At 42.6% G+C, this 13,959-nt stretch carries 12 protein-coding genes; 7 read left to right on the top strand and 5 right to left on the bottom strand.

Features of this window, described 5'->3' with window-relative positions; all coding sequences use genetic code 11:
• The first annotated feature begins 75 nt into the window (after window positions 1–75).
• From QUA56_RS02490 to QUA56_RS02475, 4 genes are all read left to right on the top strand, one after another.
• Entirely contained in the window at window positions 76–804 is a 729-nt protein-coding gene (locus QUA56_RS02490; RefSeq protein ID WP_333352745.1) for an AIM24 family protein, read from the top strand.
• Window positions 805–1,180: 376 nt separating this feature from the next.
• Window positions 1,181–1,480 (top strand): hypothetical protein, encoded by a 300-nt coding sequence (locus QUA56_RS02485; protein ID WP_333352742.1) that lies wholly within the window; start codon window positions 1,181–1,183, stop codon window positions 1,478–1,480.
• Window positions 1,481–1,753: 273 nt separating this feature from the next.
• Window positions 1,754–3,229, top strand: a complete 1,476-nt coding sequence (gene glgA / locus QUA56_RS02480) for a glycogen synthase GlgA (RefSeq protein WP_333352739.1) — start codon at window positions 1,754–1,756, stop codon at window positions 3,227–3,229.
• A 220-nt stretch (window positions 3,230–3,449) separates the two neighbouring features.
• A complete protein-coding gene (locus QUA56_RS02475; RefSeq protein ID WP_333352736.1) occupies window positions 3,450–3,821 on the top strand; it encodes a DUF4342 domain-containing protein in 372 nt (123 codons plus the stop codon).
• A gap of 233 nt (window positions 3,822–4,054) precedes the next feature.
• Here the strand turns inward: QUA56_RS02475 and QUA56_RS02470 are convergent, their stop codons facing one another.
• The 4 genes from QUA56_RS02470 to QUA56_RS02455 all read right to left on the bottom strand — a co-directional run bounded on the left by QUA56_RS02470 (window position 4,055) and on the right by QUA56_RS02455 (window position 9,295).
• Window positions 4,055–6,664, bottom strand: coding sequence for an AAA family ATPase (locus QUA56_RS02470; protein ID WP_333352733.1), 2,610 nt, complete (start codon window positions 6,662–6,664; stop codon window positions 4,055–4,057).
• A gap of 457 nt (window positions 6,665–7,121) precedes the next feature.
• Entirely contained in the window at window positions 7,122–8,456 is a 1,335-nt protein-coding gene (locus tag QUA56_RS02465) for a serine hydrolase (protein ID WP_333352731.1), read from the bottom strand.
• Between the two features lie 286 nt (window positions 8,457–8,742).
• Window positions 8,743–9,081 carry a hypothetical protein gene (locus QUA56_RS02460; protein WP_333352728.1) on the bottom strand — a complete coding sequence of 113 codons (339 nt, stop codon included), beginning with the start codon at window positions 9,079–9,081 and terminating at the stop codon, window positions 8,743–8,745.
• Window positions 9,082–9,121: 40 nt separating this feature from the next.
• Window positions 9,122–9,295, bottom strand: a complete 174-nt coding sequence (locus tag QUA56_RS02455; protein WP_333352725.1) for a hypothetical protein — start codon at window positions 9,293–9,295, stop codon at window positions 9,122–9,124.
• A gap of 276 nt (window positions 9,296–9,571) precedes the next feature.
• On the opposite strand from QUA56_RS02455, the gene QUA56_RS02450 reads away from it, so the two are divergent.
• The 3 genes from QUA56_RS02450 to QUA56_RS02440 all read left to right on the top strand — a co-directional run bounded on the left by QUA56_RS02450 (window position 9,572) and on the right by QUA56_RS02440 (window position 12,727).
• Entirely contained in the window at window positions 9,572–11,437 is a 1,866-nt protein-coding gene (locus QUA56_RS02450; protein ID WP_333352722.1) for an AAA-like domain-containing protein, read from the top strand.
• A gap of 254 nt (window positions 11,438–11,691) precedes the next feature.
• Entirely contained in the window at window positions 11,692–12,291 is a 600-nt protein-coding gene (locus QUA56_RS02445; protein ID WP_333352719.1) for a Uma2 family endonuclease, read from the top strand.
• Between the two features lie 157 nt (window positions 12,292–12,448).
• A complete protein-coding gene (locus tag QUA56_RS02440; protein WP_333352716.1) occupies window positions 12,449–12,727 on the top strand; it encodes a S1 RNA-binding domain-containing protein in 279 nt (92 codons plus the stop codon).
• Window positions 12,728–12,882: 155 nt separating this feature from the next.
• Here QUA56_RS02440 and QUA56_RS02435 read toward each other — a convergent pair whose 3' ends face one another.
• Window positions 12,883–13,773 (bottom strand): M48 family metallopeptidase, encoded by an 891-nt coding sequence (locus tag QUA56_RS02435; protein WP_333352714.1) that lies wholly within the window; start codon window positions 13,771–13,773, stop codon window positions 12,883–12,885.
• Window positions 13,774–13,959: the final 186 nt, after the last annotated feature.

Below are 13,959 nucleotides of genomic sequence, written 5' to 3'. Positions count from 1 at the left end.
AAGTCCGGGAGCGCGGAAGCCCCAAATCACGGGTCAAATGTTTAACACATTTCAAGTAAATACGCGAGGTATATTATGAAATACGAAATCAAGGTTTTGGAACCAACGGATTTGTGGTACATCCAAAATAACATCAATCCAGAAACCAATAAGTTTTACCATCCCACTAAGAATATTCCCCTCGTTCAGCAAGTAGAAATTAACTTGAATAATTCGGGAGCGATTATTCAAAAAGGTGCGCTGCATTGGTGTATGGGGAAATTAACTGCCGGTGTTTATAAAACGGATAACCGTTTGAAAGATATGTGGGTATCTTTGACAACGGAAATGGACTACAACGCTCCCGTATATCAAGGGACTGGTACGGTGAAACTGGAACCGAGACAAAAAGGGAATTTCCTGCATTATACGCCGATCGAGCTTTTGGATGCGGAGCAGTGGGAGTTTGATGACGGTATATTTCAGTTTTGTTCGGACAATGTAGTTATCGGTGCTAAAAAACTCAAATTCCGACAAGTGGCTGCTTCTAATGACGGTAGGTGGAGAATTGCTGTTACAGCTTTGCGCGAGCAAAAAGCTACTGTTGTAGCAGCTACAAGTTCACCGGCTAAGGTTGTCGAACTCAAACAAGGTGAAACTTTGATAGCTGATTGCGATTTGGTTAAAGGATTTACCAAGGGGATTGAAGAAGATTATCGAAAATTAGGTCATTTTGGCAAAGGCGGCGGGGAGGGTTATGTTTGGTTTTATCAGGGGAAAGGTAAATTGTTAGTATGTGAAAATGATGCGATGGGTTTGGGTTGAGTTGTTGGATTGTTGTCGAGCGGGATGAGAATTATGAGTGGGATTTATAGCCTTTCTCAAAAAGATGAGGTATGACTGACAGCTTATATAATCACTGAAATAAGAGGGCTAAAGCCCAACTACGTACCTCATGTTTCTGAGGACCGCTATAAGATAAGGAGGAAGAAACATCGCACACAAATTTCCAGGCATGAAAGTGTCTGATATTCTCAAAGGTAAAAAAGGTAGTATAAAATAAGCACAGCTTCCGGCAAGTTCGCCAAGTTGGGAAGAATTTAGCGAAATGATATGGGAGCAAATAGAAAGAGGTGAAAAAAGAAAATATACCAGGCTTTAGGATGGTTCGCAAATTGTCGATCGATCGGAGATTTGATAGATGAAAAATAATGGATTTGACCGACTAATATTATTTTTGCAAAAATTGGAAAAACCGGCTATCGATTACAGTTTAGCGCATCATCGCGATGAAGCTGTGATGGTGATTGTGGCTGTACCTGGGGAACGGTGGGAAATTGAATTTTTGAGTGATGGTTCGGTGGAGGTAGAGAAGTTTGTCAGTAATGGAGAGATTGCTGGAGAAGAAGCTTTGAGTGAGTTATTCGATCGATATTCGGAACGAGACGAGACAAATGGCGATTTGGCTCAAAAGATTGAGTTGACAAATGCGATAAAATGAGTTAAATTTTGCGGAATTTGCGATCGAGTTGCCACAATTTCGACAGGCTCAACCGATGCTTTTTCCTTTGAAGGAGAGCTTGCAGCTTCGCCTCGATGATATCCTTCCCCGTTGGGCTATTGCCAGTTATCGCCCAAATCGGTCTCAACTTCTGCTAGCTGCGCCTATTTTCCCTGTATTCCCAATGGCCGACTTGCTTATCTGCCTAGAAATCATATACTTTGTCAAGTTAAGAAAATATTTTTTTGATTTATCCAGGAGCGAGAAAAAAAAATGTACATAGTACAAATTGCCTCGGAGTGCGCCCCCGTCATCAAAGCAGGGGGTTTGGGCGACGTAGTTTACGGTTTGAGTCGGGAGTTGCAGAATTCCGGTCACTGCGTCGAGATTATTCTACCCAAGTACGACTGCATGAGGTACGACCACATTTGGGGACTTCACGAGGCCTACCGGGATTTGGCTGTGCCCTGGTACGGCGGCGAAATCCTCTGCGATGTCTTGTGCGGCTGGGTGCACGGGCAGTTGTGTTTTTTCATCGAACCTCGCTCTCAAGATAACTTTTTTAATCGCGGCTGTTATTACGGTTGCAATGACGACAATATGCGGTTTGCATTTTTCAGCAAAGCCGCTTTGGAATTTTTGCTCAGAAGCAACAAGCGTCCCGATGTGATTCACTGTCACGATTGGCAAACTGGTTTGGTTCCAGTCATGCTGTTTGAAATTTACAAATACAATTGGATGGAAAATCAGCGAGTCTGCTATACCATTCACAATTTCAAACATCAAGGCATGGGAGGTGGCGATATTTTGCAAGCCACGGGTTTAAATCGAGATGATTATTATTTTGAGTACGATCGCCTCCGAGATAATTTTAACCCTTTTGCCATCAACTTTATGAAAGGTGGGATTGTTTACTCGAACTTTGTCACCACAGTTTCGCCGCACCACGCTTGGGAAGCTCACCTCGGCGAGTTTGGCTACGGTTTGGGTCACACTTTGCATTTGTATCAAGAGAAGTTTCGCGGGGTGCTCAACGGCATTGATTATGACGTGTGGAATCCAGAGAGCGATCGCTATATTCCCCACCACTACACTCAGGAGGATTTGGCAGGAAAAGCCAAAACTAAAAAAGCTTTGCGCGATCGGCTGTTACTGCGCGATGCTGACAAGCCTATTATTACCTTTATCGGCCGTTTGGACGACCAAAAAGGCGTTCATCTCGTCCACCATGCAATTTATTACTCTCTGAGTAAGGGAGCGCAATTCGTGCTTTTGGGTTCCGCGACGGAGGCGGGAATTAACGCTCATTTCCAGCACGAAAGACAGTTTTTAAATGATAATCCAGACTGCCATTTAGAACTAGGTTTTAATGAGGAACTGTCGCACTTAATTTATGCGGGTGGGGATATGATTGTGGTTCCCAGCAATTACGAACCATGCGGGCTGACTCAGATGATCGGTTTGAGGTACGGTACTGTTCCTGTGGTGCGGGGAGTTGGCGGTTTGGTGAATACTGTGTTCGATCGAGATTACGACACCCGCCACCTCCCGGAAGAGCGCAACGGTTACGTATTTTACCAAACCGACTACTCGGCTTTAGAGTCGGCGCTCGATCGGGCGATCGGATTGTGGTATGACTACCATGATGAATTTGAAAAACTAATGCTTCAAGGCATGAGTTGCGATAATTCCTGGAAATATCCAGCTAAAGACTATGTGGAAATTTACGAGCTAATTCGACACAAATAATCAGTAAGGGCGGCTTTTGCCAAAGATATTTTCTATACCTTTAGGAATAGATAAAGCCACCCTTTTCTAACCAGACAGAGATAATGTTTTGAGTAAAAATGCGGGGGTGGAAAGTACGAATGCAGATTGTAGGGTTTCCTTGCCTGTCATTCCCAAGTGCGATCGCCGAAGATAAGGGTATACAAATTAAACGGTTGGTTTTCACCCGCCCTTACACAAAATGAACTCACAACTAGAACAACAAGTAACGATTCTACAAGACGAAACAGCAGCGGCCGGAAATTCTGCAAACCCAACAGTTGAAACTCCTTTATTCGCTTCAGAATTTGCAACAGAAGAAAAAGTCAGAGTGGAAGAGTTCAAGATTAGCGCCGACAGTATAATTGCTAAAGTCAAAGAACTAATTGAGCAAGGAAAACTCCGCCGCCTCGTCATCAAAAACTCGCAAGGGCGGATTTTGGGAGACATTCCGCTGATGGCGGGATTGGTGGGCGGCGTTGCAGGATCGGTAGTCTTTCCAATTGCTGCTGTACTTGCTACCGTTGGGGCAGTTGCGGCTCATTTGACTGTAGCCATCGAGCGCAAAGAGTAAAATTTTTAGAGGTGAATAGAAACGCAGAACTTCTACCCAACCCCTCTCCTTGCATGAGAGGGGTTTTAAAATTTTTTACCTCCCAACCCTTACAGGGAAAGGGGGTTTGCGAGTAGGTTTGTAACGGTTAAATTTACCGAACAGAGATAACCTGGGTCACATGACAGACAGACTATACTCTGTTTCAGTAAACATCTTTTATCGCTGAGAGTTTACCTCCTCATACCTCGATACTACTTACGTGGATTAGGCTTATTTCTCATCTTAGAGTTTGCAGACTGATCGGAAACTTCAGCAGTTTCTACCTCAGACGTAGTAGATACCTGCTCATTAATCAATTGTTCTTGCCCATCCTCAACAGACTTATCTATTTGAGCATCCTCAAGGACTTCTTCTGAAATATCTGACTCCTCTGCTTGAGCTTCGACAGTTTGTTCTTGACTCGCTAAAAGCCCTGCATACTTGATTCTCTCTAAACCCATTTGAAATCCTGTGTAATCGTGGATCGTTTTATTCATTTCGACATCAAGCTTGTAATCACGACGCAAATTTTGGCTCGCATTCTGAATTGCTTCGATTTCCTGAGGTGACTCATTTTCTATATTGCTTTTTAGAAGATCCTCGATCTCGTCAAGCAGAATAACACCATCCTCACGTTTTGCAGAAACGGGATGAAGTACAATAAAATTCTTCTTTAAACGCTCTATTTTTTGTGAAAGCATTTCTTTGATCAATCTCTTTTGAGCACTACGTTGCATAAGGTTCAACTTCTTAAACAGAATTTTAAAGTTTTCTCCAAAATTTTTCAATGCCTTAGATTGATTCTCATCTAGCTCACCTCGTTTCTGTGACCACTCATTTACCACTTGAATAACATTCCTAGCAAAGCCAGCCTTACTAACTTTCAATTCCTTGTAAAAAGATTCTGAAACACTTTCTTGTATGGCATCAAGAATAGTCCGGTCATCAATCTTGCTTAAAATCAAACCTTCAGTTAAAAAAGAAACTTCTGTTTGATCTACTTGTAGAAATTCCTGTAAGTAAAGCTTCGTTGCTTCTATGCAGATTGGCAAGGGAATAATATCTTCTATCTCAAGTTTTACGGTCGCATTATAAGCAACCAAATAAAATTCCTCTTTGAGATCGCCAAGCTGAAGAATGAATTGCTCTTTAATTAAAGGCCTTCTATGTTGCCCTATTTTACCTAATAATTGCTTTTTAGCATCATTACCACACTTATCACTGTCCAATAGAACGATAACTGCTATTTGCTCAACGTGTCTTCCACAAGCTAGATAGACCATGTAGGGAACTTGGTTAGCTCCCCCTGAGTCAACAATCGTGATGTGGTTTAAATCTAAAGTTTCTAATTTAGATACATCAATAACTCGAAGGTATCTTGCAGCCCCGGCAATAATAATTTGATCGCCAATGCCTTCGACCATTAAATTGCAATTACCAATAAAAACTGATTCGCCAATATGAGGACCTATCGAAGACCTTAGAGGTTCATAACGGTTTTTGGCAAAATCCTTAACTACTCGTGTTCCCTCATCCTCATTTCCCTTCTGTAAGACTCGAATACGTTGAGTATGATTCTTATCAATTAAAAAAGGAGAGTGAGTTACGTAAACTACCTGAATAGGGTGAGTTAAATGTGAACCTGGTTCGGGACTTGCAAAGAGATCAAATACTTTAAGTAAGTCTTGTTGGGCTTGACTAGATAGGTAAGCATCTGGTTCATCCATCAACAGTATCTCAGTTTTATTGTGATGGGGTTCATGAGAGCGGTATTCAATATAATAGCTGAGAAAGAATCGTAATCCTTGGCTCCTTTCATCAAATGAATATTCAGTTCCTGTCCTATCAGTTATGGTAAAAACTAAGTCATAGTCTCTTGCCACTACTTTTAGACAAAAGTTACGATCTTGAACCCAATAGTTGGGAAAGTTTAAATTAATGGCTAATTGGTGGTTAATCTTATCAATGATTCCATTTGCAAAACCTTGCATTCCATTTTGAATCGCGTCAGCCAGATTAAGTAAAGAATTGGTATCGACTTCAGCAATTTTGCAAATCAATTTGTAAGCTAGCTTGAATTCTTTCTCTCTTCTTGCTTTCTCTATATCGCTCAAACTGACTTCATCAAGTGCTGAGATAATTGACTTTAGTGAAGTAATTGCTTCATATTCAATTTCTTCCCTTTTTTCACCACCCAGATGGCGAATTCTAGTAATTAATTCTGGATTATTGCTAAAAACATCAAGTGCCTTTACTATTCGGTTTCTTTGCTCTCTATCTAAAAGCTCAAATTTTTTACTGCCTGAATAATCTTCTCGATCCAACTCAACGAGTTTTTTAATGGGAACGCTTGATGGAAGGGCCACATTAGACTCAATTCTAAACGGTCGAGGAAGTAGTTTTTGTAACTCAATGACCTGTTTTTCTCCTAGTTTGTATGGTCTGTAATCTCCTTTTTCCGGCAAATAAAACGTTAAATTGTCAACATTATTGCGGAATATAAAAAATTTATCGAAAATAATTTTATCAGGAATTTCTATGATTTTTCTTACACTGGCTTCTTCAGGCTTAGAAAGACCAGACCATTCAGAACCAAAGTCAGGGTATTTTAATTCGTTCTTTTTAACCGTAAAAAGTGGAGAATAGCGACAGAAATCGCTGGGCTCAATATTTTTTACAAATAAAGCCTTCTCAATGGCACTTAACAAGTGAGATTTGCCCGATTCATTCGCACCAACAATTGTTGTAATCTTGGATTCTATGGGAACTTCAATATATGGGTAAAAAGCATCATTGATCAGCTCCCAAGGCTTAGGCTTCACCGTGTTATCATTTTTTCTTATGAAGTCGTCATTGAAGGATTTATAGAATCGAATGAAAATTGTCTTGAGACGCATAGGGTTAGAGTTGATTGTACACTTGTGATTTTTTATTTTTCAGTTATATCATCGGTCTAATAGCGTGATTCAGAGGCTTAAACTGCCAACTTGCTACTATAATACACTAATACACCTCTAGAAGAGACGAGACTGCGAAATTTAAGGTTACTTAATGCGAAACCTGTATCCTTTCCAGCCTAACGCCCCCGATCGGGAGAACTATAGTTCGAGGCAAGACGGTTCAATTTCCCCTGAAATCACGCTTTAACCCACCAAGCTGCGAAATTCAAGTTCAAGGGGTTAATTCTCAACTTATTGTCAATAAGCATGGCTAGAATAACGCAAAGTCGTTAACATAACGTTGACAGGGGTAGCTTGGGGGGTTATGTTTCCCAACTTTTCAGTAGCGCAAATTCTCCGGTACTTTCGCCGCAGGCTGGTCTAAATAATTGTAGACAATCCGCGAAATTCGGCGCACAAAATCTCTCACGATCGGGTCATTGTAAGGACGTTTGACAAAGATTGCCGCTAAATAACGCTTGCCGTTCGGCATATCAATAATTCCCGCATCGCCCACCACAAAGCCGATATCTCCGGTTTTGTCAGCAATCACGGCTCCTGCGCCTAAGCCCGAAGGAAGCAGCGTTCTAGTTGTTGTACGCCGCAATAATTCTAAAGCCTGTTCTCGACTCGATTCAGAGACTAATTTATCGCCAGACAGCATCGCCAGCAGCTTTACCATATCCACAGAACTTGTGGTATTTGTTCCTTGAAAATCGCCGAGCCAATTGCGAATTCTGGTGTCAGTTAATCCCCAACTGCGAAAACGCTCGTTGAGTTTAGCAATTCCCCCCAAACGTTCAATAATCATGTTTGTTGCTGTATTGTCGCTGATGGTAATCATTTTATCTACGGTTTCTCTGATGCTAAACCGAGTTCCATCTGGTTCGTCTTGCATAGTTCCAGAGCCGCTGGCAACTAAGTCAGACTTCATAACTAATGTTTCGTCCAGGCTAACTTTTCCCGCGTCTACATCTTGATAAAAGGCTATCAGAATCGGTAATTTGATTGTACTCGCGGCCGGAAATACGCGATCGCCCTTGATGTCTAAATAGTCTCCTGTATCTAAATCCAGAAAAAACATTCCGGCGCTGAGGGATCTGTACTGTTCGATCGCACTTTCAATCTGAGGCTTAATTGCGCTCATTTCTGAACCTGTTCGCATCGCCAAATCAGCAGCATAGTTTCTGGGATTTGCTGAAGAAACTGTTGGTATAACTTGACCGGGTTTTTGTTCGATCTGGGTAATAGCTGTAGGTAGAACAGACTCGTTGCCCGCTATTTGTTCTGGATTCGGCAACTGAAACGACCAGCGAGTGGCAGATTCTCTAATGACTCGGACTTGTTGCGGGTCTAACTTATAACCGGGAGTTAATTGTATCACTAACCTGGTAGTTTCGGTGTCAAACTGCCCGACTCTAATTTGTTGAATAACTGAGTTGTAGCTTTGAGGAGTTTCGGGATATTCCAAGACTATTCCGGGCAAATCAATTACTAAACGGGTGGGATTGGCGATTAGCTTAACTTCCGGCTGAACTCCTGAATCTGTTGTTAAATTGAGTTGATTTTGGCTGGCATCGAAGTGCCAAGATGTTAGTGTATCAGCTTTTGCAGGCAGGGCGATCGACAAAACAGCAATTAAAGCAGGCAACAGCGATCGTAGTTTTGGAGTCATGTTTGAAGAGAAAGAGTTTAACGGTGGCAACGAGAAAGCGGCGGTAACAGCGTTCTCAACCGCTTTCGGCGCGAACCACATAGCATCATACAGTCAACTCTTGCCCGCAGCCGTAAATTTTATTATTTTCTTTGAGAATATTCGATTTCCGGGACTTATATCAAATCCGGTTATATTAGCTTTTTTTCTTTCTGTCTCGCGCAGGCGGACTAAAGTTTGTACAATCGCGAATTCTTTTCGCCGAATTCTTGTTTGGTCGGCGCAAATTTTCTTCGCCTTTGATGAGTTAAACTTGTGTTGTTGCCAGATTTCTAGCATCTTCGAGCGAGTCGATCGCGGCTTTGAGAAACACTTTTCCTTTAGCAACAAATCGGCGATCGCTCAAAGGATCGTAAGCTTCCCAATTACCGCTAATTTCGCGGTCGCACCACAAAAACCAGCAGCGGTAGATTTCCCCGCTATCTATATCATCGCACAATGCCAGCCAATCATCCCCCGTGAGAGCGCTGGCATCTAATGCTACCAATTCCACCCACGCAAGTGCAGTGCAGGCATCGATCGCCTCAGCATCAACGGAGTCAGATGTTGTAGCGGTAGGTTGCGGCGAGCAAAGTGTAGACTTCATAATTTCTCCTTAATTAAATTAAATCAATCAATGAATTTCCCTATTTATGGAACTGCCCCGGTACGGGAATTGGAAAAACTGTGTTTTGATGAATTTCTGATTGGTCAAATTTACCAGCCGCTGATGCTTCTGTTAAATTATTAAGTGTATTAATTGTGAAAATGGCGGCGGTTCCAAAAGCGGCCATTGCCAGTCTGTGTAAGATTTTGCTCATTTGGCTGCTCCTTTTTTGCTTGGTGTATCTACTCTAAAAATTTAAGCGGTCATTAGCGGCGAAGATTGGGGACTTAAGAAAAGTTTTTTATACTAAAATAGATTCAACTGTTGAATCCGTTATCAGGACAGAGTTTGAGGAGTCGATCGCCCACAAAACTACTCCAAGTAAAATGCCTTAAATTCCGGCTAGCTGACTATCTTCCTTAAAATCGCCTAAAATAGGAAGTTAAGGCGTTAAATTTCCTAGATTCCTTTCCCTTTCAGTGCAAGCGAAGTGCTCAAGTCAAAACGCGATCGCGGTCGCATTCTCACTGCCTCTGGCTTAAAGAAACTTAACGAGGCGCTCCAAGAATGGTCTGACCGATATAACATTAGAGGTACTCTGACTGAAATCGAGGCCGAGTCTGGCGTTGGTGCCGATACAGTCAGCAAAATTAAGCAGGGTAGAGAAGGTGCGGATTTGAGTAAAATTCGCCAGTTGTTCGCGGCTTTTGAGATGACTCTGGCGAATGGCGACCACCGATCGGCTAAACTAGACGATGCGGAAGATGCGGGTGAGTCGGACAATTTGCCTGCTGCGGGGGAAACAGCCAACAGCAGAAGTGTTAAAGTATTTGTCAGTTATCGCAGCGCCGAACCAGATCGCGAGTTGGGAAAACAGTTGGAAATAGCCTTAAGCGCGATCGGTCATACAGTTTTTACAGCAGAAAATAACATTAGATTGGGAGATAATTGGTTCGAGCGCATTAATTTATTCCTTAAAGAATGCGATTATTTGTTGTTGCTATTGCCGCCAACGGTCAGCCAAAGCGAACTGCTAACATATCAAGTTCAGCAAGCAAAAGAACTGCAAGATGCTCGCGCTGACAGAAGACCAATAATTCTCCCCATCCGCGTCGGTTTTCCGCTGAACGCGCCTCTAAATCACGACTTGCGGGGCTATCTTTACCGCATCAAACAGAGGGAATGGAAAACCACCGCCGACACTCCCATTCTGATCGAAGAAGTTCTGAATTTACTAGCAGAAGAACCCGCACCAGTTACCGAAGAAACGGAAAATTTAACGCCAAACCAGCTATTAGAAATTAGCAGCGACGAAACACCTCTACCCGCCGCCGAATCGGAATTACCGGGAGGACAAGTCGATGTCGCTTCTCAATTTTATGTAGAACGCCCGCCCATCGAAGAACGCTGCTATCAAACTATAGTGCAGCCCAGCGCGTTAATTAGAATCAAAGCACCGAGACAAATGGGCAAAACTTCCTTGATGGCAAGAATTTTGCATCACGGAGCCCGTCAAGGCTATTGCACCGTGCCGCTAACTTTTCAGTTAGTAGATAAAGGCGTATTTGCAAACTTAGATAAATTCTTAAAGTGGTTTTGCGCTTACGTCGGCCGCGAGTTGCACTTACCCAATCAATTAGACGATTATTGGGACGAGATTTTTGGCAGCAAAGTCAACTGCAAAGATTACTTTGAAAAATACATTTTACCGCAAATCGACAGTCCTTTAATTTTAGGATTAGACGAGATCGATCGCGTTTTTCAATATCCCGACATTGCCGAAGACTTCTTAGGACTGCTGCGGGCGTGGCACGAAGAATCAAAGCGGCGCGACATCTGGAAAAAACTGCGATTAATTGTAGTTCACTCCACCGAAGTTTACATCCCGATGAACATCAATCAATCGCCTTTCAACGTTGGGCTGCCAGTAGATTTGCCAGAATTCAACCATCAGCAAATACAAGATTTAGCAGCGCGCCACAACTTGAATTGGTCGGAAGCCGAAGTTGAGGAATTGATGGCAATTGTCGGCGGACATCCGTATTTAGTCCGAGTTGCATTATATCACATTTCGCGATCGGATTTGACACTCGATGAATTAAAAGAAACTGCGATCGCAGATGCTGGAATTTATAGCGACCATTTGCGCCGGCAGTTGTGGAATTTGGAAGAATATCCAGAGTTAGCGGAGGGGATGAGAGAGATTGCAGCGGCGGATAGTCCCGTGCAATTAAAGTCGATGGAGGCGTTTAAATTAGATAGTTTGGGGTTGGTGAGATTGCATGGTAACGAGTGCGTGCCGAGGTGCGAGTTGTACCGGCAATATTTTCGATCGCACTTAAGCGCGATCGTGTAAAATATAGAGCGATCGGCGGTTGAAATCGCTACTCTACAAACTCTCGTTCCACCAGAGAGGAACTAATTAATAATCAGGTCAACACTGCCCATGAACGATATTTTTTTGATAACTTCCGATAATTTATTAGACTGGATAACCGTGTTTGGTTATCTAGCTTTGACAGCTTTCATTGCATGGCGCGTGTTCACCACAAAGTAGATATATGTTAAAATTAGGTAAAATCATAACTAAATTAACTCCCGCATACTGTTATGTCGCCTGTTGAAAGCGTTGCAGCAATTCCGAACGATCTGATTTTGCGCTTGAGCATAGAGCAGTATCATGCGATAATTCAAGCTGGCATTCTCACGGATGATGACTCTGTAGAATTGCTGGAAGGTTGGCTGGTTTTCAAAATGCCCAAAAATCCACCGCATCGAGCAACTACTCGTCTTGTGAGAACAGCTTTAGAGAATATTTTACCTGCGGGGTGGTATGTTGATTCCCAAGAACCGATAACGCTATCTAACAGCGAACCAGAACCTGATATAGTGGTTGTTCGAGGGGAGACGCGACAATATCTCGATCGGCATCCTGGTGCTGAAGATATTGCCCTGATTATTGAAGTATCCGATACGACGCTTCAGCGCGATCGAACTGTAAAAAAACGGATTTATGCCCGCGCTGGAATTGCGATTTATTGGATTGTGAATCTTGTGGAAGGACTGGTTGAGGTGTACTCTCAACCTCTTGTTGAAGTTGAGCCGTCAGATTACAGTCAAAGGTTAGATTTTGGGCGATCGGCTGTTATACCGATTATTATTGAAGGAAGAGAAATTGGGGCGATCGCTGTGAATTCTATTTTGCCTTGAGATAAAATGAGTAAATCCTAAACTTGTAGGGTGCGTCAGACGAAGTTATAGGACAATTATTTAGGGTTTCGGATCTGACGCACCTTACTCATTGTGCCAGTTGCGGTAGATATTAAGAGATGTTTTAATCATGCAAGTAGCAGGCTTATAAAATAAAATGATTAACGAGCAACCGTGGGAAGAAATAAAAGAGTCTCTAAAAGTTGGAACTAAATTGAAAGGAGTAGTCACCAATCATTTTGGTTTTGGAATATTCGTTGCCCTTCCAGGGATAAAGTTTACGGGTATTGTTGAACTCGGGGATTTCAAAGATGAAGGTTTTATGACACGCGATGAATATCCAGCAGTTGGTTCATCAGTTGATGTAGTCGTGCGGGCATTCAAGGAAACGGGACAACAAATTCGGTTAGGGATAAAGCCCAGCCAGTTGAATTAGTCAAAATAATTGGGAGTGATAAATTGAAAGAAGGCATTGCTGAAAAGCGAGATGATGTGGAACGAAGTTCCAAGCATCTAGTCCTATTTTAATCCCAGGAATTAGCAACGCTTTCATCTGTTCATTACTCAGCACTTTGCTATAGCATACGGAATTTACCAAGACGTTAGAAAATTCCAATCTTCTGTAGCATCTGGGTCTAATAATGGTGGCGGTTGATTGGGTTGTTCGAGTAAGGTTTGATATTCTCCTGAATCAACCCATTTTAGGAGTTCCGAAGCGCGCATCACGACCCAAGATTCTCTGGAATCGTTGAAACTGAGTAACTTAGTAAGTGTATCTTGAGACTCTACACTGTTGTCGCTAAATTCGCGCACTTGAACGAGGAAATCAGCGATCGCTTCCGGTGTTACATAGCAACTGGGTAAACCGCCAAGTTTCATCAACGCGGTAATCGCTACATCCACATCCTGACAAGCCAGTAACGCCGCCCGATCCGCTGTAAACCTTGCCATCATTAACCAATTCCAGAACGCCAGTTCTACCCCATTAGCCGCCAAACCGCCAAATCCTAATGTCGCTGCATTCACCCAAGTCTTTAAAAGCGGCATCACCATCGCTATTTGATGATAGAGCAAATGCTGACTCTTAATGTGGGCGACTTCATGCCCCAATACATAAATCAGTTCCTGGCTAGAAAGCCATTCGTAGGCTTCTAAATTCACCGTTACAATTGGATTTTCAATACCAGTCGTAACGGTAATAATATGCCCCCAACCGCGAAACAAATATAAATCTGGACAGGGAGATAAATCGAGAATTTGACAAGTTTCTTCCAACGCCTGAGACAACCCCGGAAAATTGTTGGGAGTCACGCGAAAATCACTGCCCAAACATTGCAAACGGAGTAGGCGATCGATACCGTACTCATTCACTTTCTTCAGCAATAAAGAAACTCCAGGCATCTTTTCTAGAGACGCTAAAGCTTTGCGATCGAAAGGATGTTCGTAAGTCTCTGACTTCAATCCTAATAAGACTTTTTTCATCCTCAATAGACCTCCTCTAGAAAATGTGCCTGTTCCTCATCATGCTTAGCCATTCATCTCTCGATTCAGCAATGCCTGAAAGAACTAAATCTAAACTTGCTCTCTCAACTTTCGCAAAATCGGAATTTGCGCCAACTGTTCCGGCCGTATACTATCCCAGTTTAACTTGTAGGGTGCGTTAGATGA

This window comes from Microcoleus sp. N3A4, from assembly GCF_036701805.1.
In the GTDB taxonomy this organism is placed as follows: domain Bacteria; phylum Cyanobacteriota; class Cyanobacteriia; order Cyanobacteriales; family Microcoleaceae; genus Microcoleus.
This window is presented reverse-complemented; position numbering and strand designations above follow the sequence as displayed.

Excerpts from the sequence above, each read along its gene's own strand:
- QUA56_RS02490 (WP_333352745.1), top strand. The coding sequence starts at position 76 with ATGAAATACGAAATCAAGGTTTTGGAACCAACGGATTTGTGGTACATC.
- QUA56_RS02485 (WP_333352742.1), top strand. The coding sequence starts at position 1,181 with ATGAAAAATAATGGATTTGACCGACTAATATTATTTTTGCAAAAATTG.
- glgA (WP_333352739.1), top strand. The coding sequence starts at position 1,754 with ATGTACATAGTACAAATTGCCTCGGAGTGCGCCCCCGTCATCAAAGCA.
- QUA56_RS02475 (WP_333352736.1), top strand. The coding sequence starts at position 3,450 with ATGAACTCACAACTAGAACAACAAGTAACGATTCTACAAGACGAAACA.
- QUA56_RS02465 (WP_333352731.1), bottom strand. The coding sequence starts at position 8,456 with ATGACTCCAAAACTACGATCGCTGTTGCCTGCTTTAATTGCTGTTTTG.
- QUA56_RS02460 (WP_333352728.1), bottom strand. The coding sequence starts at position 9,081 with ATGAAGTCTACACTTTGCTCGCCGCAACCTACCGCTACAACATCTGAC.
- QUA56_RS02455 (WP_333352725.1), bottom strand. The coding sequence starts at position 9,295 with ATGAGCAAAATCTTACACAGACTGGCAATGGCCGCTTTTGGAACCGCC.
- QUA56_RS02445 (WP_333352719.1), top strand. The coding sequence starts at position 11,692 with ATGTCGCCTGTTGAAAGCGTTGCAGCAATTCCGAACGATCTGATTTTG.
- QUA56_RS02440 (WP_333352716.1), top strand. The coding sequence starts at position 12,449 with ATGATTAACGAGCAACCGTGGGAAGAAATAAAAGAGTCTCTAAAAGTT.
- QUA56_RS02435 (WP_333352714.1), bottom strand. The coding sequence starts at position 13,773 with ATGAAAAAAGTCTTATTAGGATTGAAGTCAGAGACTTACGAACATCCT.